16 protein-coding genes and 1 pseudogene are annotated in these 25,540 nt (G+C 71.3%); 2 read left to right on the top strand and 15 right to left on the bottom strand.

Annotated elements, in window-relative coordinates; genetic code table 11:
- Positions 1 to 29 precede the first annotated feature (29 nt).
- The 9 genes and pseudogenes from treY to ACHMXE_RS39240 all read right to left on the bottom strand — a co-directional run bounded on the left by treY (position 30) and on the right by ACHMXE_RS39240 (position 18,270).
- Entirely contained in the window at positions 30 to 4,484 is a 4,455-nt protein-coding gene (treY, locus tag ACHMXE_RS39280) for a malto-oligosyltrehalose synthase (RefSeq protein WP_395353000.1), read from the bottom strand.
- Entirely contained in the window at positions 4,385 to 5,182 is a 798-nt protein-coding gene (locus ACHMXE_RS39275) for a hypothetical protein (protein WP_395349032.1), read from the bottom strand. The genes treY and ACHMXE_RS39275 overlap by 100 nt, the downstream gene beginning before the upstream one ends.
- Complete coding sequence (treZ, locus tag ACHMXE_RS39270; RefSeq protein ID WP_395349031.1) at positions 5,172 to 7,040, bottom strand: malto-oligosyltrehalose trehalohydrolase; 1,869 nt, start codon at positions 7,038 to 7,040, stop codon at positions 5,172 to 5,174. Before treZ ends, ACHMXE_RS39275 begins: the two co-directional genes overlap by 11 nt.
- Positions 7,037 to 9,181: a glycogen debranching protein GlgX gene (gene glgX, locus ACHMXE_RS39265; RefSeq protein WP_395349030.1), complete on the bottom strand. Its 2,145-nt coding sequence runs from the start codon at positions 9,179 to 9,181 to the stop codon at positions 7,037 to 7,039. Before glgX ends, treZ begins: the two co-directional genes overlap by 4 nt.
- 244 nt (positions 9,182 to 9,425) lie before the next feature.
- Positions 9,426 to 10,127, bottom strand: a pseudogene (locus ACHMXE_RS39260) (hypothetical protein); the annotation flags it as partial.
- A 30-nt stretch (positions 10,128 to 10,157) separates the two neighbouring features.
- Positions 10,158 to 13,502: a maltose alpha-D-glucosyltransferase gene (treS, locus tag ACHMXE_RS39255; protein ID WP_395349029.1), complete on the bottom strand. Its 3,345-nt coding sequence runs from the start codon at positions 13,500 to 13,502 to the stop codon at positions 10,158 to 10,160.
- A gap of 15 nt (positions 13,503 to 13,517) precedes the next feature.
- The gene (locus ACHMXE_RS39250) at positions 13,518 to 15,725 is read right to left on the bottom strand and encodes an alpha-1,4-glucan--maltose-1-phosphate maltosyltransferase (protein ID WP_395349028.1); all 2,208 of its coding nucleotides are present in this window, start codon (positions 15,723 to 15,725) and stop codon (positions 13,518 to 13,520) included.
- Positions 15,722 to 17,680 carry a 1,4-alpha-glucan branching protein GlgB gene (glgB, locus tag ACHMXE_RS39245; protein ID WP_395349027.1) on the bottom strand — a complete coding sequence of 653 codons (1,959 nt, stop codon included), beginning with the start codon at positions 17,678 to 17,680 and terminating at the stop codon, positions 15,722 to 15,724. The genes ACHMXE_RS39250 and glgB overlap by 4 nt, the downstream gene beginning before the upstream one ends.
- Before the next feature lie 194 nt (positions 17,681 to 17,874).
- Positions 17,875 to 18,270, bottom strand: coding sequence for a response regulator (locus ACHMXE_RS39240; protein ID WP_395349026.1), 396 nt, complete (start codon positions 18,268 to 18,270; stop codon positions 17,875 to 17,877).
- A 512-nt stretch (positions 18,271 to 18,782) separates the two neighbouring features.
- Here ACHMXE_RS39240 and ACHMXE_RS39235 point away from each other — a divergent pair.
- Positions 18,783 to 19,415: a response regulator transcription factor gene (locus ACHMXE_RS39235; protein WP_057593235.1), complete on the top strand. Its 633-nt coding sequence runs from the start codon at positions 18,783 to 18,785 to the stop codon at positions 19,413 to 19,415.
- A gap of 11 nt (positions 19,416 to 19,426) precedes the next feature.
- Here ACHMXE_RS39235 and ACHMXE_RS39230 read toward each other — a convergent pair whose 3' ends face one another.
- The 4 genes from ACHMXE_RS39230 to ACHMXE_RS39215 are packed head-to-tail and all read right to left on the bottom strand — an operon-like array spanning position 19,427 to position 23,658.
- The gene (locus tag ACHMXE_RS39230; RefSeq protein WP_395349025.1) at positions 19,427 to 20,188 is read right to left on the bottom strand and encodes a sulfite exporter TauE/SafE family protein; all 762 of its coding nucleotides are present in this window, start codon (positions 20,186 to 20,188) and stop codon (positions 19,427 to 19,429) included.
- 53 nt (positions 20,189 to 20,241) lie between these two features.
- The gene (locus tag ACHMXE_RS39225; protein ID WP_395349024.1) at positions 20,242 to 20,868 is read right to left on the bottom strand and encodes a helix-turn-helix domain-containing protein; all 627 of its coding nucleotides are present in this window, start codon (positions 20,866 to 20,868) and stop codon (positions 20,242 to 20,244) included.
- 31 nt (positions 20,869 to 20,899) lie between these two features.
- Positions 20,900 to 23,143, bottom strand: coding sequence for a hypothetical protein (locus tag ACHMXE_RS39220; RefSeq protein ID WP_395349023.1), 2,244 nt, complete (start codon positions 23,141 to 23,143; stop codon positions 20,900 to 20,902).
- A 14-nt stretch (positions 23,144 to 23,157) separates the two neighbouring features.
- Positions 23,158 to 23,658, bottom strand: coding sequence for a pyridoxamine 5'-phosphate oxidase family protein (locus ACHMXE_RS39215; protein ID WP_395349022.1), 501 nt, complete (start codon positions 23,656 to 23,658; stop codon positions 23,158 to 23,160).
- A 270-nt stretch (positions 23,659 to 23,928) separates the two neighbouring features.
- On the opposite strand from ACHMXE_RS39215, the gene ACHMXE_RS39210 reads away from it, so the two are divergent.
- Positions 23,929 to 24,222: a hypothetical protein gene (locus tag ACHMXE_RS39210; RefSeq protein WP_395349021.1), complete on the top strand. Its 294-nt coding sequence runs from the start codon at positions 23,929 to 23,931 to the stop codon at positions 24,220 to 24,222.
- A gap of 21 nt (positions 24,223 to 24,243) precedes the next feature.
- Here the strand turns inward: ACHMXE_RS39210 and ACHMXE_RS39205 are convergent, their stop codons facing one another.
- Entirely contained in the window at positions 24,244 to 24,447 is a 204-nt protein-coding gene (locus tag ACHMXE_RS39205; protein WP_209542426.1) for a hypothetical protein, read from the bottom strand.
- 61 nt (positions 24,448 to 24,508) lie between these two features.
- Positions 24,509 to 25,522 carry an AraC family transcriptional regulator gene (locus ACHMXE_RS39200; RefSeq protein WP_281081066.1) on the bottom strand — a complete coding sequence of 338 codons (1,014 nt, stop codon included), beginning with the start codon at positions 25,520 to 25,522 and terminating at the stop codon, positions 24,509 to 24,511.
- Positions 25,523 to 25,540 lie beyond the last annotated feature (18 nt).

Genomic DNA, 25,540 nt, shown 5'->3' with positions numbered 1-25,540 from the left:
GCGCGTAGGACCGCGCCGCCGCGCGCGATTCAATCGCCCGGCGCGCCGCGCCACAGCGCGGCCCATGGCAGGCGCGCGAACAGCAGCGCGAGGTCGAGCTCGCGGCCCGATTCGAACGGCGCATCGGTCAGCAGTTCGGTGAAACCGACCCGCGCATCGGGCGTGCCCTCGTCGGACAGCCACACGCGCGTGCCGCGCCAGGCCTCGCCCACCGGCAGCACCGGCGCGGCCTCGTCGATCACGCCGCCGCACAGGCCCGCGAAGAAGCGCGCGGTCACCACCACCAGCGTGCGTCCCTCGTGGCGCCGCTCGAACGCGACCACGTGCCGCGCGAGCGGTCCTTCGACGCGCAGCCCGCGGTAGCCGGCATCGCGGAAGAACGCGTCCTGCGCGCGGCGCAGCGCCAGCAGCCGCCAGGCGAACCAGAGCTTGGCGCGGCCGTCGTGCGGCGCGCGCGCGAACGCGTCCACGCTCTCGGCGGATCGCGCACCGGCCGCGCGCCGCTCGAAGTCCTCGAGCAGGTCTTCGCGGCATGCATAGTCCACGGCGCGCCGGTTGTCGGGGTCCACCAGCGTCAGCGGCATCAGCTCGGTGCCCTGGTAGACATCGGGCACGCCGGGCGAGGCGAACTTCAAGAGCGTCAGCGACAGGCTGTTCCACGCGCCGAACAGCGCGATGCGCGACGCGAAGGCCTGCAGGTCCGCCCACCACGCGGCCGGCTGCGCCGCATCGAGCGTCAGCTCCACGAAGCGCCGCAGCGCGTCCTCGTAGCCCGCGTCGGGCCGGGTCCACGCGGTGCGCAGCTTGGCCTCGCGCGCGGCCTTGTGCATGTACTGCACGATGCGCTCGCTGTAGTCGGCCAGCGCCTCGCCGTCGAGTTCTTCGACGGGCAGCGTGCCGATCAGCGTCTGGCACAGCAGGTAGAGGTCGGCGCCCGAGGGCGCGTCGGCCGGCGCGCCCTCGGCGGCCATGCGCTCGCGCAGCGGCTGCTGCAGCCGGCGCCAGCGCATCAGCGCGGCGCGCCATTCGCGCGGGATCTCCGACAGCACGTCGATGCGCGTGCGCACGTCCTCCGAGCGCTTGTTGTCGTGCGTCGAGGTCGCGAGCATGGTGTGCGGCCAGCGCGCGGCACGGTCGGCGCTCGCCGCGTGGAAGTCCTCCACGTCGACGCCGAACACGTCGGGATCGCCACCCACCTCGTTGAGCGCGGCGAGCGGAAAGTAGCGATAGAAGGCCGTGTCCTCCACGCCCTTGGCCGCCACCGGCGCGCTGAACTGCTGGAAGCGCACCGCGAAGCGCCGCACCCGGTCGCGCAGCGCGGGGCCGGCCGTGGGCACGGCCTCGCCGCTCAAGGTCTGGCGCAGGAACGCGTAGACCGAGGTGTCGCCGTCGCCGAAGTGCCGCTCGGCCTCGGCCACCGCGTGGTCGATGAAGCGGCGGTCCTGCGCCGAGGGCCGGTCGACGATGTAGCTGCGGTAGACCGGCAGGCAGGCCACCACCGCCGCGAGCGCGCGGCGCAGCGTGTTGAGCGTGTGGTCGCGCGTGTCGCGGTCGGCGCGCGCGATGCGCAGCAGCGCGTTCGACAGCACTGAGAGCTCCGAGGCCAGCGCATGGCGCATCACGGCCGCCTTGCCGTCGCGCACATGGGTCTCGAAGTGCGCGGGCGACTCGGTGAAGCGATGCCACAGCACTGCGAAACGCCCGGCCGCGGCGGTGTCGATCAGCACGCCGTTGGCCACGTTCGCGAAGCGGTAGCCGGTGGTGCCGTGCACATGCCAGTCCTCGGGCACCTCCTCGCCGCGCGCCACGATCTTCTCGGCCACCACGTACAGCGGCCGCGCCGGTCGGCCGCGCGCGTCATTGCCGGTCAGCGGCAGCCCGGCGCGGCGCGCATAGCCCTCCTGCAGCTGCAGGAAGTAGCGCGCCGGATCGTGCAGGCCGTCGGGATGGTCGATGCGCAGGCCGTCGACGATGCCCTGCGAAGCCAGGTCCAGCGCCAGCGACTGCGTGGCCTCGAACACCTCGTCGCGCTCCATGCGCAACGCCGCGAGGTCGTTGATGTCGAAGAAGCGCCGGTAGTTGATCTCGTCGGCCGCCACGCGCCAGTAGGTCAGGCGCCAGTGCTGGGCCTCGATCAACGCATGCAGCGCATCGCGCGCGCCGCCGTCGTTGAAGCCGGCCGTGGCCTGTGCCAGCGCCTGCGCCACCTCGGCGTGCGCATCGGCGAGTTCGCCCAGCCGTGCCTTCAGCAATGCATGCTCGCGCGAGCGCGCCTCGCGCACGGCCGGGTCGGCCGCGGGCGCGTCGTCGGCGCTGGCATCGTGCACCGGCCATTGCGCCCAGGCCTCGGCCAGCGCCTGCAGCCGCGCGCGCGGCCCGGCGTTCGACACCGCCTCGACGGCGCGCGCCAGCACGCTGGCGTGGCTGCGCGGCGCGATCGGGAAGCGGTGCTCGTAGTAGCGCAGCGCGAAGCCGGCCTCGCCGCGCGCCGTGCCTTCGCCGCGCTCGAAGTGCAGCACCAGCTCGCCGTTGGAGAGCGCCTCGCCGTAGGGCACGCCGAGCACCGGCAGCAGCACCTTGCCGCGCAGCTCCGGGTTCAGCGGTTCCCAGTCGATGTCGAAGTGCTGCGCATAGACCGAGGCCGGGCCGTGCTCGAGCACGTCCATCCACCAGCCGTTGTCGGCGCCGAACACGCCCATGTGGTTGGGCACCATGTCGAGCAGCAGGCCCAGGCCCTGTTCGCGCAGGGTGCGCGTGAAGCGCTCGAAGCCCTCGGCGCCGCCGAGCTCGGGATTGATCTGGTCGTGCGCGACCACGTCGTAGCCGTGCATGCTGCCGGCGCGCGCGCGCTGGATCGGCGAGCAGTAGACATGGCTGATGCCCAGCCGCGCGAGGTAGGGCACGATCGCCGCCGCGGCATCGAAGCCGAAGTCGCGGTGCAGCTGCAGGCGGTAGGTGGCGCGCGGAATGCGCGCCTCGGGCACGCGCTGCCCGACGTCCTGCGTGGGGCTCGCGCGCGGCCGCTCGGCGGCCAGCCGCGCCGCCACCGCGCGCACCGTCTCGCGCGTGGCCAGGGTCTCGAGCTCGGCCTCGAGCTTGCGGCGCCAGTTGGGCTGCAGCTCGTCGGTGGTGCCCGGCAGGTTCGCCTGGTCGAGCGTGCCCAGCAGGTCCTCGGGCTGCACCATCGCCAGCGCGCAGGGCGTGGCGCCGATGTAGGCATGCACGGCGGCCGTCAGCGCGGCATCGGGCTGCGTGGCCGTGGCGGCCGCGGCCGTCTCTTCGGCCGACAGCAGGCCCTGCCGGTGCAGCGCGCGCAACAGGCCCACGCGCTGCGCCGCGCGGTCGGCCTGCTGCTTCTCGAACAGCTCCTGCGAGGGGAACAGCCCGAGCTGCGCGCGCAGGCGCAGATCGTGGCCCGACCACCAGCCGGCCAGGGTCGCGAGGTCGTGCGTGCCGAAGGTCGCGAGCGCCGCGCCCGGGTAGTCGCCGGGCGGCAGGAACTCGCTGCCGCGGGTCTCGAAGACGAGCACGCGGTACGACAGCACGTCGGCCTGCGCCAGCGCCTCGCGCACGCGCGGGGCCACCGTGCCCAGGTCCTCGCCGATCACCATGCAGTGGTGGCGATGGCTCTCGAGCGTGAGGATCGCGAGCATCTCCTCGAGCGGGTACTGCACATAGGCGCCGTCGCGCGGCGAGCTGCCCTCGGGAATCCAGAACAGCCGCATCAGCCCCATCACGTGGTCGATGCGCAGCGCGCCGCCATGGCGCATGTTGGCGCGCAGCGTGTCGGCGAACAGCCGGTAGCCGCTCGTGCGCAGCCGGTCGGCGCGCAGCGGCGGCAGGCCCCAGCCCTGGCCCTGCGGATTGAACTCGTCGGGCGGCGCGCCCACGCTCGCGCCGAGCGCGAACACCGACTGGCCGCCCCAGGCGTCCGAGCCCGCGCGGTCGACCGAGATCGCGAGGTCGAGGTACAGGCCCACGCGCATGCCGAGCGCACGGCAGCGCGCCCCGGCCTCCGCCAACTGCATCGAGGCCAGCCACTGCAGGTACTGGTGGAAGTGCAGCTCGCTCGCATGCGTGCGCTCGAACTGCGCCACCGCCTCCGAGGCCGGATCGCGATAGGCCTCGGGCCAGCCGGTCCAGCCATGCACCGAGGCGTCGGCGGCATGGAAATGCGCCTGCAGCGCCTCGAACAGCGCATGGCGGTGCAGCGCCTCGCCGCGGTCGGCCACGAAGGAACGGAAGATGCGCGCGCGATCGCTGCCGGGCTCGGTGTCGGGCCCCAGGTGCGCGCGCTCGAAGTGGGCGAACAGGCAGCGCAGCACCTCGTGCTTGGCCTGCGCCACGCCCGCGCGGTCGACCAGCGGCGCGGCGCGCAGCGCCTTCAGCCGGGTCTGGAACGCGGGCTCGGCGACCATGCGCCGCGCCTCCTCGCACTCGGCGAAGTCGGGCACCGCCTCCACCGCGATGTAGAGCGCGTCGATCTGCTGTCGCGTCGACGGGCTGTAGGGCTCGCATGCAGCGGGTTGTGCGCGAACAGCGCATGCAGCGGGTTGAGGCCGATCGCATCCACGCCCAGCGGCGCCATGCGCGCGGCCAGTTCCGAGAGGTCGCCGAAGTCGCCCATGCCCCAGTTGCGCCGCGAGCGCAGCGCGGGCAGCTGCACCGCGAGGCCCCAGGCGCGGCCGCCGCCCTCGGGCGCGAGCGAGGGCGGCCGGTAGCAGCGTCCCGGTGTCGCGATCAGCAGCGTCTCGCCCTCGGCGCCTTCGATCGACAGGCGGTGGTAGCCGGGCTGCAGCTCGACGTCGAAGGCCAGCATGCCGTCGGCGCCGATCCGCGCCTCGCCCGTGCTGGGCTCGCCGTATTCGTCGCGCAGGTGCCAGAGGTGGCGGCCGTCGGCCGTGGTCGGCAGGACGGCAGGATCGAGCGCCAGCGACCACGGTGCCTGCTCGGCGCGCACCACGTGCACCGCGGGCAGCACGGCACCGGCCTCGGGCGGCACCGTGGCCGGCGTGTCGTCGTCCTCGCCGCGCCAGGCCACGCCGAAGGTGGCCAGCAGCGCGCGCAGGGTGGCGCGCGGTACCTGGTGCTCGTGGCCGAAGACATCGTGGTAGCGGGTGTCGATGCCGAAGCGCGCGCACAGCGCCTCGATCGTGGGGTGCTCGCGGGATTCACTCGACATCGGACACCTGCAGGCTCAGATGCACCGCGCCGCGCGCGAGGCGCAGCCGTTGCGGATGTCCATCGGGTGCGCTCGCGGCATCGACCGCCTCACCGAGCGCGCCGGCCGAATGCAGCGTCTCGCCCGGCGGCGCGTCGACCGCATGCTGGTGCTCGCCGAAGCAGGCCAGCAGGTGCAGCACCGCGCCGTCCGACAGCGTCCAGCGCACGCGCAGCAGGTCGTCCTCGACCTCGTATTCGCCGCCGCGCTGGCGCCCGCCGAAATGCGGCACCAGCCGCTCGCGGCGCAAGCGCAGCAGCTGCCGCACGCTCTCGAGGTTCTCGCGGTGCGGCGAGCGCTCGCGCTCGCTCCAGTCGAGCTTGGCCAGCGCGAAGCTCTCGGGCGCGTTGCAGTCGGGGATGGCCGCGCGCGCGGCTTCGTCGGCGAAGGCGGCGAAGCGGCCGAACTCGTCGCGCCGGCCCTGCGACACCGCGGCCGCGAGCTCGGGCCCGAAGTCGCAGAAGTAGGGGAAGGGCGTGGCGGCCGCGTACTCCTCGCCCATGAACAGCATCGGCGTGTGCGGCGACAACAGCAGGCAGGCGCGCGCGGCGCGCACCAGCACCGGGTCGGCCAGCGCGTCGATGCGTTCGCCGAAGGCGCGGTTGCCGACCTGGTCGTGCGTCTGCAGGTAGGACACGAAGGCGCCCGAGGGCAGGTTGGCGCTCGGCTCGCCGCGCGTCTCGCCTTCGCGGAACACCGAGGCCTGGCCCTGGTAGACGAAGCCCTCGGCCAGCGCGCGCGCGAACAGTTCGAGCGGCCGCTGCGCGTAGTCGGCGTAGTAGCCGTCGCGCTCGCCGGTCAGCAGCACGTGGGCCGCATGGTGCAGGTCGTCGTTCCATTGCGCGGTGGCGATGCGCGGCCGGCCTTCCTCGTCGCGCTCGAGCAGGTGCGCGAGGTTGCGGTCCTCTTCCAGCACCACGTGCACTTCGCGCGTGCGGCCCTCGCGCAGCGCGGCGCAGATGGCCTGCACGATGCCCACCGGCGAGTCGTCGCGGATCGCGTGCACCGCGTCCATGCGCAGGCCGTCGGCATGGAACTCCTCGACCCAGTAGAGCGCGTTGTGGATGAAGAAGTCGCGCACGGTCGCGCTGCCGGGCCCGTCGTAGTTGATCGCGGCGCCCCAGGGCGTGCGGTGCGCGTCGTTGAAGAACTGCGGGCAGCAGGCATGCAGGTAGTTGCCTTCGGGCCCGAAGTGGTTGTAGACCACGTCGACCAGCACCATCATGCCGAGCGCGTGGGCCTCGTCGATCAGCGCCTTGAGCGCCTCGGGCCGGCCGTAGACCGCATCGGGCGCGAAGGGCAGCACGCCGTCGTAGCCCCAGCCGCGTCGGCCCGGGAAGTCCGCCAGCGGCATCAGCTCGATGGCCGTGATGCCGAGCGCCGCGAGTTCGGGCAGCCGCGCGCGCGTGGCGTCGAAGGTGCCCTCGGGCGTGAAGCTGCCCACGTGCAGCTCGTAGATCACGGCCTCGGACCAGGGCCGGCCGCGCCAGCCGCCGTCGCGCCAGGCGTAGGCGGCCGGGTCGATGACTTCGCTCGGGCCGTGCACGTCCTCGGGATTGAAGCGCGAGGCCGGGTCGGGCACCTGCACCCCGTCGGGCATGCGGAAGCGGTAGCGGTCGCCGGCGCGTGCCTGCGCGAGCCGCAGCCGGTGCCAGCCCTCGGCATCGCGCGCCATGGCATGCGCCTCGGTGCCGAGTTCGAGCAGCACCTGCGGCGCATCGGGCGCCCAGAAGCGGAAGTCGACGCCGCCGGCGGGATTCGGCAAGGCGCCGAAGGGCATCGCGTGCGTGCGTGGCTGCGTGAGGATCGCGTCGTTCATTCGGGGGTTCCCATGTTCTCTCGGCCCAGCAGTACCAGCGAGCGGCTGGGCAGCGCATAGGCCGCGCCTTCCAGCTTGCCCGTCTCGCCGGCGCCATCGTCCTTGGTGGTGTCGAGCAGCACGCGCCAGGGCGCGGTGCTCGGCGGCAGTTGAAACGGGATCGCGTCGTGGTGCGCGTTGAGCAGCAGCAGGAAGTCGTCGTCGCGCAGCGTCTCGCCGCGCGGCCCGCGGTCGGGCAAGGCGCTGCCCGAGACCAGCGCCGCGAGGCAGCGCACATGGTCGGTGTTCCAGTCCTCGGAGCTCATCTCGTCGCCGTCGGGGCGCAGCCAGCAGATGTCCTTGGCCGACTGCCCCTCGGGCACGCGGCCCTCGAAGAAGCTGCGGCGGCGGAACGCCGGGTGCCGGCGCCGCAGCGCGATGGCGCGCTGCACGAAGCGCGTGAGCGCGGCGCGCTCGGGCGTGTCGCTCCAGTCGATCCAGCTCAGCGCGTTGTCCTGGCAGTAGGCGTTGTTGTTGCCGTTCTGGCTGTGGCCGCGCTCGTCGCCCGCCAGCAGCATCGGCACGCCCTGCGACAGCAACAGTGTGGCCAGCAGGTTGCGCTTCTGCCGCGCGCGCAGCGCGTTCACCTCGGCATCGTCGGTCGCGCCCTCGGCGCCGCAGTTCCACGACACGTTGTGGTTGCTGCCGTCGCGGTTGTCCTCGCCGTTGGCCTCGTTGTGCTTGTCGTTGTATGAGACCAGGTCCTCGAGGTTGAAGCCGTCGTGCGCGGTCACGAAGTTGATGCTCGCGAACGGCCGTTTGCCCGACCAGCCGTAGAGGTCCTGCGAGCCCGTGAGCCGCAGCGCCATCTCGCCGGTGACGCCCGCGTCGCCCTTCCAGAAGCCGCGCATGCCGTCGCGGTAGCGGTCGTTCCACTCGGCCCAGCCGAGCGGGAAGTTGCCGACCTGGTAGCCGCCATGGCCCAGGTCCCAGGGCTCGGCGATCAGCTTCACGCGGCTCAGGGTCGGGTCCTGCCGGATCGCGTCGAAGAAGCCGCCGAGGTTCTCGACCCGGCCCGACTCGCGCGCCAGCGCCGAGGCGAGGTCGAAGCGGAAGCCGTCGACGTGCATCTCCTCGACCCAGTAGCGCAGCGAGTCCATCACCAGCTGCAGCGCGCGCGGATGCTCGAGGTTGACGGTGTTGCCGCAGCCCGTGAAGTCGTCGTAGTAGCGGCGCTGGTCGGCGTTGAGGATGTAGTAGGAGGCGTTGTCCACGCCGCGCATCGACAGCGTGGGCCCGAGCTGGTTGCCCTCGCAGCTGTGGTTGTAGACCACGTCGAGGATCACCTCGATGCCGGCCGAGTGCAGCGTCTTGACCAGGGTCTTGAACTCCTTCACCTTGCCCGACGCGCTGTAGCGCATCTCGGGCGCGAAGTAGGTCAGCGTGTTGTAGCCCCAGTAGTTCTGCAGGCCGCGCTCGGCCAGGTGGCGGTCGTTGAGGAAGCCGTGCACCGGCAAGAGCTCGACCGTGGTCACGCCCAGCCGGCGCAGGTGGTCGATCACCGGCGCGCAGCCCAGGCCCGCGTAGGTGCCGCGCAGCTGCGGCGGCACCTCGGGATGCTGCATCGTGAAGCCGCGCACGTTCAGCTCGTAGATCACCATGTCCTGCCAGGGGATCGACGGCCGGCGGTCCTCGCCCCAGGTGAAGGCTGTCTCGAGCACGCGGCTCTTGGGCATCAGCGGCGCGCTGTCGCGGCGGTCGAAGGACAGGTCCTCGCGCCGGCCGCCCACGGTGTAGCCGTAGAGCGCGTCGCCCCAGCGCAGCGAGCCGACGAGGTCCTTGGCATAGGGGTCGACCAGCAGCTTGTGCGGATTGAAGCGGTGGCCCTCCTCGGGCTTGTAGGGGCCGTGCACGCGGTAGCCGTAGGCCAGGCCGGGGCGGGCCTCGGGCAGGTAGCAGTGCCACACGTCGTCGGTGCGGTCGCGCAGCTCGATGCGCTGGAGCTCGCGCCGACCGCTCTCGTCGAACAGGCACAGCTCGACCTTGTGCGCATGCTGCGTGAACAGCGCGAAGTTGACGCCCTGGCCGTCCCAGGTCGCGCCGCGCGGATAGGGCTCGCCGGGCCAGACGGCGGAGATGGGGCTGTAGGTGGCCTTCTTCATGAATGGGTCAATGCGAGAGATCGGTCGGGGTCGGGAAACACGAAAAAGGTCAGGGTGCCGATGGCCGCGTTCAGCGCGGTGGCGGCCAGCGCTCGCCGCTGTCGTACGGGCCCGGCGCGTGGTCGCTGCGCGGTGCCACGGGCTGGCGCACGGAAGGCGCTGGAGCGCTCTCGGTGCCGGCGGCGGCGGCAGGCGCCGTGGACGTGGCGGGCGCGGTGGGCGTCAGCGGCGCGGCCGGCGTCACCGGCGTGCGCACCGGCGCCACCCCAGGCCCGCGCGGACGTTCGCGCGGCCACCAGTGCTCGATGCGCTCGGCCGCCCAGTCCTTGCCCGCGAGGCCGAAGGCCAGTGCAAGAGCAAGAACGATGCCGGCGAGCATCACGAGGAAGGTTTCGCGCACGATGTCGCCGCCCACCTTGACCTGGTCGAGCGCGATCAGCACCACGAACACCATCACCGCGTACTGCGCGGCCTTGCCCAGCAGCTGGCCGTCCTGCATGCCGGCGTTGCGGCAGTAGGTCTGCACCGCGCCGCCGACGAAGCGCGCGAAGTAGGCGCCGAAGGCCAGCACCAGCAGCGCGATGAAGATGTTGGGCACGAACCAGACCGCGCGCCCCAGCAGGTCGGCGATGTAGCTCAGCCCCAGCCCGTTGAAGGCGATCAGCAGCGCGGCGAGGATCACCACCCAATAGAACAGCGCGCCCACGATCGCCGAGGTGTCGCTCATGAGCCCGCCCTGGCGCCAGAAGTTGTCCAGCCCCGAGCGCTCGGTCAGCACGTTGAAGTTGAACGCGCGCAGCGCCTTGATGACCGCGAAGCGCACCACCTTGGCGATCAGCCAGCCCGCGAACACGACCACCAGCGCCACCAGCAGCCGCGGCAGGTAGGCGCCGATCTGGTAGAGGATCGCGCGCAAGGGTTCCAGGTGGAAGCCGAAGTTGTCCATGATGAGTTCCTCCTTCTGTGGACCGTCGCGTCAGCGCGCGGCGGAATGGTTCGGCGCAACGAGGGCGAGCAGGCCGTGCAGCGGCACCTCGACCCAGTCGTTGCGGTTGTTGAGCTCGTAGCGCAGCTCGTAGAGCGCCTTCTCGATCTCGAACAGGCGCAGCAGTCCGGCATCGGCCGGCACCGCCTCGGCCGCGCCGGCCAGCGTGCCGGTGTAGGCCGAGAGGAAGGCGTCGCGCGTCACGCGCTCCCAGTCGCGCACCGCGGCATCGAGGCGCACCGCCTCCTCGGCGTTCTGCGCCACGCGCCGCAGCGCGGTCCAGCGCGCGTAGTTGAACGAGCGCAGCATGCCCGCCACGTCGCGCAGCGGCGAGGCCTTGGCGCGGCGCTCCTCGAAGTCGCGCGCGGGCTCGCCCTCGAAATCGATGATCACGAAGTCGTTGCCGCTCACCAGCACCTGGCCCAGGTGGTAGTCGCCGTGGTAGCGGGTCTTGCGACCGCCGCCCTGCGCGGGCACGCTGGCGGCCACCGCCGCGTGCAGCGCCTCGCGCAGGCCCAGCAGCTGCTGCGCCTGCTCGCGCACCGGGTCGCTCAGCTGGCCCAGCCGCTGCTGCAGCAGCGCCAGCGTGGTGTCGACCTCGGCCTGCGCATGGGTCTGCAACGCCGTGGCGTCGGCCGCGCTGGTGGGCTCGGGATCGAAGGCCGGGTCGCCGGTGGGGCGCGCCAGCGCGAGGTGCAGCTCGGCGGTGCGCTGGCCCAGGGTCGCGGCCAGTGCCATGAAGCCGCCGTGCGCATCGGCCGGCGCCGGCGCGTCGGGCAGGTCGGCCGGCGCGGTGCGCAGCTCTTCGAGGTAGCGCTCGACGTAGTCGCGCGTGAAGGTCCAGCCGTCGCCCTGGTTCGCCATGTACGACTGCACCATCGCGAGCGCCATCACCTGGCCGTCGTTGCCCACGTACTCGAGCGCGCCGAGCACCGGCACGCAGTTCGCGTACTGCACCACGTCCGTGAGGAAGCGGCCCATCTCGAGCTCGGGATTGATGCCCTTGCGCGCGCGGCGGTAGCCCTTGAGGAACAGCGTGTCGTTGAGCGTCACCACCGTGTTGCTGCTCTGCGCGCTCGGCCGGCCCACGGGCATGGCTTCGATGTCCAGGCCCAGCTTCGCGAACGCGGCCGTGGGGCGGAACTGCAGCCGGCCCGCGGCCGTCGGCAGCTCCAGTCCCTGCTGGATGGCGCGCACCAGCGCGCGGCAGAAGGGCTCGTCGTAGAAGGCATCGCCCATCAGCCCGACCTGGGCCTGCTGGCGCACCTTCGCGAGGCCGGCCTGCGCGAGGCGGTTCATGCGTTCCTCCTCGCGCTCCTCCCACGCCAGGGTCAGCGGCATGAAGTAGGTGGCGCTCTCGCGCGGGCCCTCGAGGTCGAACAGCGGCAGCAGGTAGCGGTCGGCGCCGTCCTCCCACACCGCATGGTCGGCCAGCCGGGCGCGCGCGATGGTCTCGCCCTTGGAGGCGTACCAGCGCTGGATCTCGATGTGGCGCGGCAGCGTGTCGGTCTCGAACTGGGTGCGCATGCGCTCGGCCATGCCGATGCGCCACGGCATCACGCGCTCGCGGAAGAAGCTGTCCCAGCCGTCGAACAGCACCAGCGTCGGCTGCTCCTGCAGCGCCACGCCCTCCTGGTGCCACACCGGCATCTCGGCATCGAGCGTGAGCTTGAACCAGTAGAAGCCATACGAGGCCAGCGTGAGCAGGTAGGGCAGCTCGCCGATCGGCGGGAACGGAGCGCGACCGAGCATCTCCACCGGCACCCGGCCCTTGAAGGCCGCGAGGTCGAGCTCGACCGGCTGCGCCGCGCGCGAGAGGTTGAACACCGTCAGGATGATGTCGTCGCCGTACTCGCTGACGTAGGCCAGGATCTTGCGGTTGCCGGGCTTGAGGAAGCGGCGCCGGCCGCGACCGAAGGCATGGCTGGTCTTGCGCACCGCGAGCATGCGGCGCGTCCAGTTCAGCAGCGAGCTGGCGTCGCGCGCCTGCGCCTCCACGTTGAGCGCCTCGTAGCCGAACATCGGGTCCATGATCGGCTGCAGGTACAGGCGCTGCGGATCGGCGCGCGAGAAGCCGGCGTTGCGGTCGGGGCTCCACTGCATCGGCGTGCGCACGCCATTGCGGTCGCCCACGAACACGTTGTCGCCCATGCCGATCTCGTCGCCGTAATAGATGATCGGCGAGCCCGGCATCGACAGCAGCATGCCGTTCATGAGCTTCACGCGGTCGAGGTCGTTCTCCATCAGCGGCGCCAGGCGCCGGCGGATGCCGAGGTTGATGCGCGCGCGCTGGTCGGCCGCGTACATGTTGTACATGTAGTCGCGCTCCTTGCTGGTCACCATCTCGAGCGTGAGCTCGTCGTGGTTGCGCAGGAAGATCGCCCACTGGCAGCCCTCGGGGATGTCGGGCGTCTGCTGCAGGATCTCGACCACCGGATGCCGGTCCTCCTGCGCGATCGCCATGTACATGCGCGGCATCAGCGGGAAGTGGTAGGCCATGTGGCACTCGTCGCCGTCGCCGAAGTACTCGCGCACGTCCTCGGGCCACATGTTGGCCTCGGCCAGCAGGAAGCGGTTCCTGTACTCGGCGTCGATCGCCGCGCGCAGCTTCTTGATCACCGCGTGCGTCTCGGGCAGGTTCTCGTTGCTGGTGCCGTCGCGCTCCACCAGGTAGGGGATGGCGTCGAGCCGGAAGCCGTCCACGCCCATGTCGAGCCAGAAGCGCATGACCTTGAGCACCGCCTCCAGCACCGCCGGGTTGTCGAAGTTCAGGTCCGGCTGGTGGCTGAAGAAGCGGTGCCAGTAGTAGGCCTTGGCCACCGGGTCCCACGACCAGTTCGAGGTCTCGGTGTCGGTGAAGATGATCCGCGTGCCCTGGTAGAGCTGGTCGGTGTCGCTCCAGACGTAGAAGTCGCGCTCGGGCGAACCGGGCGGCGCCTTGCGCGCGGCCTGGAACCACGGGTGCTCGCTCGAGGTGTGGTTGATGACCAGCTCGGTGATCACGCGCAGCCCGCGCTTGTGCGCCTCGTCGAGCATCTCGCGGAAGTCGTCGAGCGTGCCGAACTGCGGGTTCACGTCCTCGTAGGCCGAGATGTCGTAGCCGTCGTCGCGCAGCGGCGAGGGATAGAAGGGCATCAGCCAGATCGTGTTGACGCCCAGCTCCTTCACGTAGTCGAGCTTCGCGGTCACGCCCTTGAAGTCGCCGACGCCATCGTTGTTGGTGTCGAAGAAGGCCTTGACGTTGAGCTGGTAGATCACCGCATCGCGGTACCACAGCGGATCGTCGCTGTTGTCGATCTCGACGGTTTCCAGCGCGATGCGCGAAAACGGGTGCATTCATCGCTCTCTCCCTCAGAGGAAGTAATCGAAATCGCGCTCGCTGCGCACGCGCCGGCGCACCACGAGGATGTGGGCGGGCACGCTGTGCGGATCGAGCTTCACGTAGTGGTGATGGCCGCGCCAGGTGTAGCGCTGGTTGGTGAGCAGGTCGTGCACCTGGAAGTCCTCGTCGGGACCGACGCCGATGCTGGCCGGGTCGAGGTAGATCCAGCCTGACTGCGCCTGGTGCGGATCGAGGTTGACCGCGACGATCACCACGTTGGCCTCGGCTTCGTCGTTGTCGGGCACGGACTCGCGCGCATAGGCCAGCAGCATGTCGTTCTCGACCGGCAGGAAGCGCACGCCGCGGTGCGTCTGCAGCGCGGGGTTGTCGTGGCGGATGCGGTTCACGCGCGCGATGAAGGGCGCGAGGCTCTCGGGATCGTCGTGGTTCCAGTGCCGCAGCTGGTACTTCTCGGAGTCGAGGTACTCCTCGCTGCCATGCTCGCGCGGGCGGTGCTCGCGCAGCTCGTAGGCCGGTCCGTAGATACCGTAGCTGCCCGCGAGCGTGGCCGCGAGCACCAGCCGCGCCATGTAGGTCGGCGCGTCGCCGGCCTGCAGCTGCTCGTGCAGGATGTCGGGCGTGTTGGGCCAGGCGTTGGGGCGGAAATAGTCGGCGCCCGGGCCGCTCGACAGCTCGGTGAAGTACTCGACCAGCTCGGCCTTGCCGGTGCGCCAGGTGAAGTAGGTGTAGGACTGGGTGAAGCCCAGCTTCGCGAGCCGGTGCATCACCTTCGGCCGCGTGAAGGCCTCGGCCAGGAAGATCACGTCGGGGTGCTCGCGGTTGATCTCGCCGATCACCCACTGCCAGAACGCGAAGGACTTGGTGTGCGGGTTGTCGACGCGGAAGATGCGCACGCCCTCGCCGATCCAGTGGTCGAGCACGCTCTTCAGCTCGGCCCACAGCGCGCGCCAGTCATCGCTCTCGAAGTGGAAGGGATAGATGTCCTGGTACTTCTTCGGCGGGTTCTCCGCGTACTGCACGCTGCCGTCGGGCCGGCGGCGGAACCACTCGGGGTGTTCCTTCACGTAGGGATGGTCGGGCGCGCACTGGAAGGCGATGTCGAGCGCGATCTCGATGCCCTGCGCGTTCGCGGCCTGCACCAGGTGGCGGAAGTCCTCGGGCGTGCCGAGCGCGGGCAGGATCGACTTGTGGCCGCCTTCCCGGGCGCCGATGGCCCAGGGGCTGCCCACGTCGTCGGGACCGGCCACCAGCGTGTTGTTCGGGCCCTTGCGCTGCTCGCGGCCGATCGGATGGATCGGCGGCATGTAGAGCACGTCGAAGCCCATCGCGGCGATCGCGGGCAGCCGCGTCTCGACGTCGCGGAAGGTGCCGTGGCGGCCCGGTTCGCTCGAGGCCGAACGCGGAAAGAGCTCGTACCAGGTGCTGAAGCCCGCGCGCGTGCGCTGCGCCCACAGCGGCAGTTCGGCCGAGGTCACGGCGAGGCTGCGGTCGGGGTAACGGCGCGCCACCTCGGCCAGCGAGGCATCGAGCGCCAGCGCCTGCACCGCGCGCAGCTCGGTCGCGCCATCGGCCGCGGCGCGCGCGAGTTCCTCGCCCCAGCGCGCCAGCGCCTCGCGGTCGGCGCCGTCGGCGCGGCCCGCGGCCGCCACGATGTCCTTGGCCGCGGCGAGCGCCGCGATGCGGATGTCCTCGCCCACGCGGCGCGCCATCTCGTGGCGCCACGACTCGAAGGAATCGACCCAGGCGCTGACGCTGTAGAGGTAGCGCCCGATCGCGGGCGGCGCGAACGCGGCTTCCCACACGTCGTTGCCGAGCGCGCGCATCGGCAGCTCGCGCACCGCGTCGCGTGCCCCGTTGCTCGCTTCGGGTCGCCAGCGCAGCATCACGCGCAGCACGTCGTGGCCGTCGGTGAAGCAGTGCGCCGTGATCGTCGTGCGCTGGCCCACGATGGCCTTGACCGGGAAGCGGCCCTCGTCGACCGAGGGCAGCACCGCGCCGATCACCGCGCGGATGCGGCCGTCGGAGCCGTCGGCGGGAGCGGGCGCATCGGGTGCGGCGGTTGCCGGCGCGAAGCTCAGCGGCGGCTCGGGCGGCGGCAGCGAGCGCTTGCGCGCGGGGGCCTTGGTCTCGGTGCGGGGGATGGGGGTGCTTTCGCTCGCGGTCTGGGTCTTGCCCTTGGGCGCCTTGGCGCCGATCGGGGTGGTTTCACGCTTCATCGTTGGCCCTCGGATTGCAGGATCACGGTGGACAGCGGCGGCAGCGTGAGGCTCAGCGAGTGGCGCCGGCCGTGCGCGCGCACGGGCGATGCCTCGACCTCGCCGAAGTTGCCCCAGCCCGCGCCGCCGAATTCGGTGGCGTCGGTATTGAGCACCTCGCGCCAGGTGCCGTCGCACGGCACGCCCACCAGCAGGTTGGTGCGCGGCACCGGTGTCATGTTCACGGCCACCAGCACGGGCGGGCCGTCGTGCGCGGGCTTGCGCAGGAACAGGAACACGCTGCGCTCGGCATCGTCGGCATCGATCCATTCGAAGCCCGCGGGCGTGAAGTCCTGGCTGTGCAGCGCGGGCTGCTCGCGGTAGACGCGGTTGAGCTGGCGCACCATGCGCTGCAGGCCGGCATGGGCCGGCAGGCCGCAGAGCCACCATTCGAGCTCGCCGTCGTGCGTCCATTCGCGGCGCTGGCCGAACTCGGCGCCCATGAACAGCAGCTTCTTGCCCGGATGCGCCCACATGAGGGCCAGCAGCGCGCGCAGGTTGGCGAACTGCTGCCAGTCGTCGCCGGGCATCTTGTTGATCAGCGAACCCTTGCCGTGCACCACCTCGTCGTGCGAGAGCGGCAGCACGAAGTTCTCGTGGAAGGCATAGACCAGCGAGAAGGTCAGCGCGTGATGGTGGTGGCGGCGATGCACCGGGTCGTGGCGCATGTAGTCCAGCGTGTCGTGCATCCAGCCCATGTTCCACTTGAGGCCGAAGCCCAGCCCGTCCATCTCGATCGGACGCGACACGCGCGGCCAGGCGGTCGATTCCTCGGCCACGGTGAAGGTGTCGGGATGGTCGCGGTAGACCGCGCGGTTGAGCGTCTGCAAGAACTCGATGGCCTCGAGGTTCTCGCGCCCGCCGTGGCGGTTGGGCACCCAGCCGCCGGGGCCGCGTGCGTAGTCGAGGTAGAGCATCGAGGCCACCGCGTCCACGCGCAGGCCGTCGATGTGGTACTTGTCGAGCCAGAACAGCGCCGACGACACCAGGAAGCTGCGCACCTCGGGACGGCCGTAGTTGAAGATCGCCGAATTCCATTCGGGATGGAAGCCCTGGCGCGGATCGGCGTGCTCGAACAGGTGCGTGCCGTCGAAGAAGGCGAGGCCATGCGCATCGGTCGGGAAGTGCGAGGGCACCCAGTCCAGCAGCACGCCGATGCCGCGCTGGTGCAGGTGGTCGACGAAGTACATGAAGTCCTCGGGCGTGCCGTAGCGCGCGGTCGGCGCGAAGTAGCCCGTGGTCTGGTAGCCCCAGGAACCGTAGAACGGATGCTCGGTCACGGGCATCAGCTCGACGTGCGTGAAGCCCATGTCGTTCACGTAGTCGGCCAGTGCGTGGGCCAGCGCGCGGTAGCCCATGAACTGGCCGTCCTCGCGCCGCCACGAGCCCAGGTGCACCTCGTACATGGCCATCGGCGCGTCGAGCGCGTTGCGCGCATGGCGCGTCGCCATCCACTCGCCGTCGGCCCAGTCGTGGCCCTCGCCGAGCCGGTGCACGCGCGAGGCGGTGGCCGGCGCGAGCTCCGACGAGAAGGCGAAGGGGTCGGCCTTGTCCTCGACATGGCCGCGCAGGCGCGAGCGGATGCGGTACTTGTAGGTCTGGCCCGGCCGCACGTCCTCGGCGTGGCCGCGCCACACGCCGCTGTCGCCGGGCACGGGGCTCAGCGGATCGGCGTCGCCGTTCCAGCCGTTCCAGTCGCCCACCACCGAGACCGACTCGGCATTGGGCGCCCACACCGCGAAGTCGGCGCCGCCGTCCTCATGCGGATGGCAGCCGAGCTTGTCGAACAGGCGGGCGTGGGTTCCTTCGCGAAAAAGATAGGCGTCGGTGTCGTCGAAGACGACGGGGGAATGGACAGCAAGCACGGTATTTCCTTGGAGCGGCGTTCCCGGGCGCGAACCTCTTTGCGAGTCCATGGCCGAAGATCGTTAGGCGGGGAGAAATGCATTTCCCCCGAAGCGCGACGGCTTGCGTCGAAGCGTTCACCGCTTCGATTTGTCGGAGAAGAAGCCGTCCGGAAAAATGGAACACCGGTGCGGTGCGCTCGCGCGGTCGGCGAGCCGGAACGAAAGGAAGGAGGCGTGCCGCGCGAGCGCTTGCGCGGCCAGGCTCAGGCCGCGTCGCGCACCGGGCCCGAGCAGGCGCGCGCGAGCGCGCGGTTCAGGTCCTCGAGCGCATAGGGCTTGCGCAGCCACACGCTGCCGGCCGGCGGCTGCGCGGGCTCCGGTTCGCCCGAGGCGAAGATCACCGGGATGCGCTCGATCGCCATCAGCTTGGCCGCGAGGTCCTTGCCCGAGAGGCCCGGCAGGCCCACGTCGAGCATCAGCAGGTCGAAGGCGCCGCGCATGTAGCGCGTGATCGCCGCCTCCGCGCTGCGCACGCCGGTGGCCCAGTGCCCGATCGCGCGCAGGGCCTCGAGCGAAGTGGCCATCGCGTCCGCGTCGTCCTCGACCACGAGGATGCGCAATCGGTTCGGGTCGGCGGACGGTGATGGATCGGAGGACAAGGAGGAAGGGCGTTCGACGAAGCGGGGTGCGTTCGCGGAGGGTGCCGAAGGTGCTGAGGGCGTGCTGGCGGTGGCGTTCATGTCGGGATGACGGAAGTGCCGTGCACCCGGGGCTTCGGCGCAGGACGTCGACGCGACAGGCGGCAGGGCGTTGCCGAATGAATGTATGTGGTGGATGAAGGGATTGCATCCCAAGCTAACCACCGTAAGAAGATGCGTCTGTCGGACGGCACCGCGTGCCCGCGCGGGCAAGGCGCCGCGCACCCGACGGCCCCGCGCAGCCGAGCCTGCGTGCCGATGGCCACGGACTTCCGCGCTTGCGACCCTTTTCGAAGCGGGAGGGGGCGCCGTGTCGGCGCAGTCCGTCGTTCCCGCAAGACGCCGTTCCATTCGCGTGCAGGACAAGGGCCCGTGTTGGGGGCGAGGCCTGCCGCGCGGGCCTTTGCTATGGCATCGTTGCGCCCTGCCCGAATTCCGGGCGCCTCATGTGAATGGACCAGGAGAAACGCATCATGATCAAGATCGGAATAGTGGATGACCATGCCGTGGTTCGCGAGGGCCTGAAGGCGCTGTTCTCGGGTTTCGTCGAATTCCGCGTCGCCGGCGAGGCCTCGTCGGGCCGCGAGGCGATCGACCTCGTGCGCACCACCGAACTCGACGTGCTGCTGATGGACCTCTCGATGCCCGGCCAGAGCGGCATCGACGCGCTCGGCATGATCCGCGCGAAGGCGCCCGACCTCGGCATCCTCGTGCTGAGCGCCTACCCCGAGGAACACTACGCGGTGAACCTGATCCGCCAGGGTGCCTCGGGCTACCTCAACAAGGACTGCGAGCCCGAGGAGATCGCCAACGCGATCCGCACCGTGGCGCTGGGCCGGCGCTACATCACGCCCTCGGTGGCCGAGATCCTCGCCAACCAGCTCGACCGCAAGGACGACGCGCCGCCGCACAAGCACCTGTCGGAGCGCGAGTTCCAGGTGTTCCTCAAGCTCGCCAAGGGCGAATCGGTGGGCAGCATCGGCGACGCGCTGTCGCTGTCGGTCAAGACCGTGAGCACCTACCGCACGCGGCTGCTCGAGAAGCTGCACCTCAACACCAACAGCGACCTCACCTACTACGCGATGAAGGCGCAGCTGATCGACTGAAGCCAACGGCTTCAGCACCAGATGCGCGCCGCGTAGTACGCGCTCATGAAGAGCCCGGCCGCGATCACCGCGCGCCGCACGGCCCGCGCGGGCAGCACCCGCACCAGGTGACCGCCGGCCCAGCCGCCCGGCACCGCGCCGGCCAGCATCGCGAGCGTGGCGCCCCAGTGCACCGCGCCCTGCACCACGAAGATGACGATCGCCGCCAGGCTCACGGCCGTGGCGAGCAGGTTCTTCATCACCTTCACGCGCCGGATGTCGTCGGGGTCCTCGATCGCCAGCAGCGCGCTGAGCATCACGCCCAGTCCCGCGCCGAAGAAGCCGCCATAGACCGAGACGGCGGCGAGCGCGGCCGTGCCCGCGAGCGCGCTCGGCGCCGCGCCCTCGCGCCGCCGCGCGGCCCAGGCCTGGATCCGCGGCGCGAAGGCGAACAGCGCGGTCGCGAGGCCGATCAGCAGCGGCACCGGCTGCAGGAAGGCGGCCTCGGGCAGCGCGAGCAGCAGCAGCGCGCCCGCGATGCCGCCGAGCGTGGCGGCGGCCAGCGAGAGCGCGAGCCGGCGATCGACCGCGGGCAGCTTCGCGCGATCGGCCACGGCCGCGAGCAGGTGACCCGGCGAGATCGCGACCGCGTTCGATGCATTGGCCACCACCGGCGGCAGGCCGGCCGCGAGCATGGCCGGAAAGGTGATCAGCGTGGCGCCGCCCGCGATCGCATTGACCACGCCGCCCGCCGCGCCGGCCGCGAACAGCAGCGCCATGACCTTCGGTTCCATCGCCCACCTCCCGTGCAAAAAGACGGGATGCTAGGAACGCGCGCGGCTTCGATCTAGGACGTTTGTGAGGGAGGCCGCATGCCGCGCCGGTAACGGCCCGGCGAGACGCCGAACACGCGGCGGAAGTGGCGCCCCAGGTGGCTCTGGTCGGTGAAGCCCAGCTCGAGCGCGAGCTCCGCCAGCTCGGCATCGCCGCGCAGCCGCTCGCGCGCGACGTTGAGCCGGTCGACCAGCCGCCAGGCATGCGGCGGCAGCCCGGTCTGGGCGGCGAAGCGGCGCGTGAAGGCCTCGCGGCTCAGGCCGAGGCGCCGCGCGATCCTCGACACCGGTTCGTGCCATGCGAGCGCGTCGAGCGCCTGCCCGTCGAGCACGCAGGCCGCGCCCGTGCGCTCGGCCGGCGCGTAGACGTTGAGGCAGACCGTGCCCGCGTGCGTGTGCGCGAGGCCGCGATGCGCCACGCCCGCCGGTATGGCGAGGCAGTCGCCGGCCCGCAGTTCGAAGCGCCGGCCGCCGGCCTCGACGACGCGGCTGCCGCGCAACACGAAACTCAGTTGCGTCTGGCGATGGAAGTGCGGCTGCAGCAGCGGCACCTGCGTGCCCTGCCAGTGCGCGAGCTCGACGCCGTCGTGCGGCGCCGGCGCGTAGTGCCAGCAGGGCGGGGCGGCATCGGGCCTGGTCATGGCCCGATTATTGGCTCGACGATGGGCGCGCTCACGCGCCCGGCGCGCTCGCCGCGGCCGGATCGTGCTGCAGCCGCGCCGGCAGCCGCTCGTCGAGCCAGTCCATGCGCCAGGCCAGCACCGCGACCGCGCCGACGATGCACGCGGCCGCCACCGCGCCCGTGAGCCCGTGCCGCTCGCGGTAGGGGTCGGGCGTGATCCGGCGCGCGCCCGGCGGCACGTGCGCGGTCTGCGACAGCATGCCGCCGAGCCGCACGTTGACCTTCATGCGGCCGTTGATGGCCCAGCCGCTGGCGTCGAGGATCGGTCCCAGGCTGCGCTGGCGCAGCTTGAGCCAGGCGATCAGCATGCTCGGCCCCGAGATCGCGATCACGATGCCGATCAGCGCCACCGGGATCCATTGCCCCAGGTCGATGAACTTGCCGAAGATGCCGACCAGCACCGCGCTGATGCTGCCGAGCGCCACGCCGATCGCGGCCACCGTGCCGACGTCGACCCGGCTGGTGGCCGGCAGCGGCGGCTTGGCCGGCGCCTTCGCGGGATCGGCGCCCGTGGCCTGGTCGGCGGTCGCGACCTTGCCGGCCAGCGACTGCAGCGCGGTCTGCGAGCCGGCCTCGCTCGCGGCCGCGCGCTTGGCCACCTGCTCCTCGATCATGCGCACGAACTTCTTGTAGGGCGCGAAGAAGGCCTGGGCCACGCTGGTCGGGTTCTCGATCAGCTTGGTGATGGTGGCGTCCCAGTCGCGGCCCTGGCGGTCGTAGAACACGCCGTTGCGCCCGACGAACAGGAAGTCCACGTCGCCCGCGGTGAAGGCCGCCACGATGCTCATCTTCTGCCCCTGCCGCGTGCAGTCGCAATAGGCCAGGCAGGTCTTCGCGAGGCCCGCGAGCACCGCGTGCTTGGCCGTGTCCTGCACCTGCACCGTGAGCTCGCAGCTGCGCCCGTCGAGGTAGAGCGTGCCGGCCTGGAAGATCGCGCCCTCGCGCCGGTAGAAGGCCTTGAACGAGACGAAGTTGTCGAGCAGCAGCTTGAGGTCGCGCTGCAGCCGCAGCAGCTTCTCGAGATCGACCAGCAGCTTGTTGTGGGTCTCGGCCGCCTCGTCCTCGGCGATCAGCGCGAGCAGCGCCTCGCGCGTGGCGAGCAGCGCCTCGATGCGTTCGTGCGACAGGCTCGCGAGCGCGTTGGCCGGCCGCGACGCGATCCAGCCCTCGCAGGCGCCGAGCTGCTGGCGCAGCGCCTGCCATTCGTCGTCCTCGAGGCTGTCGCGCGCGCCGAGCAGCGGCGCGACCGCGTCGCGCGCGAAGGCCGCGATGGCCTCGGCCCAGGCCGGGTTGAGGCTGGTGCCGCGCAGCGGCAGCGAGCGGTGCGGCGTGATCGGTGCCAGCGGCAGCTCGGCGATCGGGTGCGCGTTGGCATCGAGCGTGTGGCCCGCGAGCGCGTCGTAGGCCTCGGGCGAGGGGTTGAGCGCCGTCACGGCCTGCACGTCGTAGGCGGCCACGCGGCAGCGCGCGAAGAAATCGTCGATCTTGGCCGCCACCTTGCGCATCGCCTCGGCCGCGGCCAGCGTGCGATCGCCGAGCGCCAGCAGCGCGGCGTCGGTGCCCTTGGCGTACCAGTCGCGCATCGCGGCCGCGTCGGCCATGAAGGCCTCGGCGCGCGCGCGGTCGATGCCGGCGGTTTGCTTGTGGCGGTCGGGCGTGCTGCCGTGGCTGCGCATCGCTTCGGCGATGGTGGCGCGCAGCGCCTCGTCCTCGGCGGTCTCGGGCGTCACCACGCCGTCGCCGTTGAAGCGCATCGAGGCCAGCCATTCGCCGCGGTCGGAGATGTCGGCCAGCGTGAGGGTGTTGGTGCCTTCCTTGCCGAGCAGGTCGAGGATGCGCCGGCCCTCCTTCGCGAGTTCGGCGCCGGGTGCCTTCGCGCCGTCGAGGTCGTCGAGCGACAGCGTGCCGCCGCCCGAGAGCAGCACGTCGGCGCTGCGCAGCCGCTCGCAGGCCCACTGGCAGGCCGCGATCACCTCGGGCGGGCGCACGCGAGCGTCACGGTCGGTGTCGATCAGGTCCAGCGTGCGCGGATCGAAGTCGATGCCGCGCGTGGGGCAGGCCAGCGCGACCCAGAGCTTCTGGTCGAGCTCGGCGATGCGCGCGATGTCCTCGCCGCTGCGGAACACCACCTGGTCGACGCCGCCGGCACGCATGAACTGCCAGCGGTGCGGCGTCGCCGCGGGGCCTGCGGAGCCGGGCGTGCCGGCGGCTTGTGCGGTCGTTGCCTCCGTCATCGGTCGTGCTGCCCTCAGACGGCGACCTTCTTGTGCTCGCCGAGGTTCTTCGGCGGCTCGCCGGTGAGGGCGGCCTTGGCCATCTTGTAGAGCTGGACCATCTTGCTGTCGTCGACGTCCCAGTACTCGGCCTCGACCACGTCCACGGCCAGCAGGCCGAGGTTGGGATCGTCCACGCCCTTGGGGAACCAGGCCTCGATCATCTTGCTGAACAGGGCGCGCTTCTTGGCGGCGTCCTCGCGCAGTTCGGCGCGGCCCGAGATCGACACGTAGCTGTCGCTGTCGGTGTTGGCGTAGGCGATGTTCACGACCGGATCGCTCGCGACATGGCGCGCGATGTCGCCATCCTTCGGCACGAAGAAATAGAGCGTGCCGGCCTCGTCGCCGTCCTTGTTCTGCGTGGTCAGCGGGTGGCTGTGCAACTGGCCGTCGCCGTGGCGGTGCGTGAGCATGCCGAAGCGCGTGTCCTTGATCAGGTCCCAGAGCTTGCTTTGGTCGGTGGTGGTGGCGGTCATGGAGATCTCCTTGCGAAAGCGAAAAACGAAGGGTGGAAGGGGTAGGGGCCGTTCGACCCTAAGAGGCGTCAGCGCCCCGCCGCGCGGTCACGCGGCGCACGGGCGTGTCATCCGATACCGACAACGCAACGCAGGCCGCGGGCCTGGTGCGCAGCGCGATGTCGGCGTCCATGCCCACGGCATGGCCTACACGCGCGGCCGCGTCCTTCCCACAGCGGGCGCGCGGGGGCCGACCAAGCATGGCCTTCATTCATCAAGAAGGAGCTTCCCATGGCACTGAGCAAATCCAAGGACGAGATCCCGAGCGACGACACCGGCTTGCCCGACGCGATCGGTCCGCACGGCGACAAGCCGCCCACGCGCGCACGCGTGGAGACCGGTGGCGGTCCCGGCGAGCCGCCACTCGATTTCGACGACGACGAGATCTATTCGGGGCGTGGCCGCGCCCGCGACGGCGGCACGCAGCAAAGTGGCGCCGACAGTGGCCTGCTGGGCACACCCGCGGAGCAGCTGTCGGATCGCAATGGGCCGACCGAGCACCGCAACGGCAAGGGCGAGCCCTGAGGGGCGAGCGCCCCGATGCGCTCAGGCGGGCGCGACGGCCCGCTGTCGTATCTCGCTGTGCAGCGCGCGCTCGCCGCTGGCAAGCGCCACTTCGTAGCTGTCGGCAGGGTCGAAGGCGCTGCGCAGCACGCGGGGATGGCCCCCGCCGTCGTCGGTCTCGAGCAGGCGCCAGACAAAGGATCCGGGTGCCGGCTCGTCCACGATGAGTTCGATCGGATGTGTCATGGATCGACCTTGATCCGATCGGCCCGCCCTGTCTGTAGGCCGTGGGCGACGAAAGTCTTCCTCAGCCGCGCGCCGCGGCGCGGAACTCGCCGGGCGTCATGCCCTTGATGCGCCGGAAGTGGCGGTTGAAGTTCGAGATGTTGTTGAAGCCCACCTCGTAGCAGATGCTGCTCACGTGCTGGCGCGTGGAGGCCAGCAGGCGGCAGGCGCGCGCCACGCGCAGGCCGATCACGAAGTCGGTGAAGGTCTGGCCGGTGGCGCGGCGGAAGCTGCGCGAGAAGGCGTTCTCGCGCATGCCGACGATGGCGCCGACCTCGGCCAGCGACAGCCCCTCGGCATAGTTGTCGCGGATGTGGTCGAGCGCCTTGTGGATGCGCAGCGCGGCGCCATGCTCGCCGAGCGAATCGTCGGTGAAGGCGGCGTCGGCCAGCAGCCGGTACTCGGACCATTGCGAGAGTTCGTTGAGCAGCACCGTGAACTCGGCGAAGCGCGCCAGGCCCTGCAGCATCTCGATGCGCCGCAGCCGCGAGACGATGCCTTCGCCCAGGCCCACGAAATGCACGCCCTGCCGCGCGCGCGCCAGCAGCGGCGCGGCGTCGCGCAGTTCGGGAAACAGCTCCATGCCGCGGCGCAGCGGCTCGTCGCCGAAGCGCAGCACCAGGCCGCCGGCATTGCCGCCGCCGTGCAGCGGATGGTGCTCGAACGCGAGGCTGTGCGGCAGCCGCGGCCCCAGCAGCACCAGGCTGCCGGGCGCGAAGCGATGGGTTTCCTCGTCGAGGCCCTGGCCCACGCGCAGGCGTGCGGGCGCGGCGCCGATCAGGTGCAGCTCGTGCTCGTGCAGGCAGTTCGTTTCCTGGCCGCGTGCCGACGAGGCGGGCGAGCTTTCGCAGTGAATGGTGACGCGCGTGTCGGCCGGCTCGGGCGTGGCCGCGGCCGCGTTGCGCCGCGCATCGAGCGCGCGGGCGCGCGCACCGCCGCGCGGGCGCGGCGCCACCGCGGGCAGCGGCAGCTTGGGGCGCGGCGCGCTGGGCGTGTGGGGCCGGGAGGCGGAGGCCGGGGGGATCGTGTTCAGCAAGACCGAATCTCCAACGGA

This window comes from Variovorax sp. UC122_21, from assembly GCF_044056785.1.
Lineage (GTDB): Bacteria > Pseudomonadota > Gammaproteobacteria > Burkholderiales > Burkholderiaceae_C > Variovorax.
This window is presented reverse-complemented; position numbering and strand designations above follow the sequence as displayed.

Coding starts and splice junctions, on each gene's coding strand:
- ACHMXE_RS39275 (WP_395349032.1), bottom strand. CDS start 5,182: ATGTCGAGTGAATCCCGCGAGCACCCCACGATCGAGGCGCTGTGCGCG.
- treZ (WP_395349031.1), bottom strand. CDS start 7,040: ATGAACGACGCGATCCTCACGCAGCCACGCACGCACGCGATGCCCTTC.
- glgX (WP_395349030.1), bottom strand. CDS start 9,181: ATGAAGAAGGCCACCTACAGCCCCATCTCCGCCGTCTGGCCCGGCGAG.
- treS (WP_395349029.1), bottom strand. CDS start 13,502: ATGCACCCGTTTTCGCGCATCGCGCTGGAAACCGTCGAGATCGACAAC.
- ACHMXE_RS39250 (WP_395349028.1), bottom strand. CDS start 15,725: ATGAAGCGTGAAACCACCCCGATCGGCGCCAAGGCGCCCAAGGGCAAG.
- glgB (WP_395349027.1), bottom strand. CDS start 17,680: ATGGACTCGCAAAGAGGTTCGCGCCCGGGAACGCCGCTCCAAGGAAAT.
- ACHMXE_RS39235 (WP_057593235.1), top strand. CDS start 18,783: ATGATCAAGATCGGAATAGTGGATGACCATGCCGTGGTTCGCGAGGGC.
- ACHMXE_RS39230 (WP_395349025.1), bottom strand. CDS start 20,188: ATGGAACCGAAGGTCATGGCGCTGCTGTTCGCGGCCGGCGCGGCGGGC.
- ACHMXE_RS39225 (WP_395349024.1), bottom strand. CDS start 20,868: ATGACCAGGCCCGATGCCGCCCCGCCCTGCTGGCACTACGCGCCGGCG.
- ACHMXE_RS39220 (WP_395349023.1), bottom strand. CDS start 23,143: ATGACGGAGGCAACGACCGCACAAGCCGCCGGCACGCCCGGCTCCGCA.
- ACHMXE_RS39215 (WP_395349022.1), bottom strand. CDS start 23,658: ATGACCGCCACCACCACCGACCAAAGCAAGCTCTGGGACCTGATCAAG.
- ACHMXE_RS39210 (WP_395349021.1), top strand. CDS start 23,929: ATGGCACTGAGCAAATCCAAGGACGAGATCCCGAGCGACGACACCGGC.
- ACHMXE_RS39205 (WP_209542426.1), bottom strand. CDS start 24,447: ATGACACATCCGATCGAACTCATCGTGGACGAGCCGGCACCCGGATCC.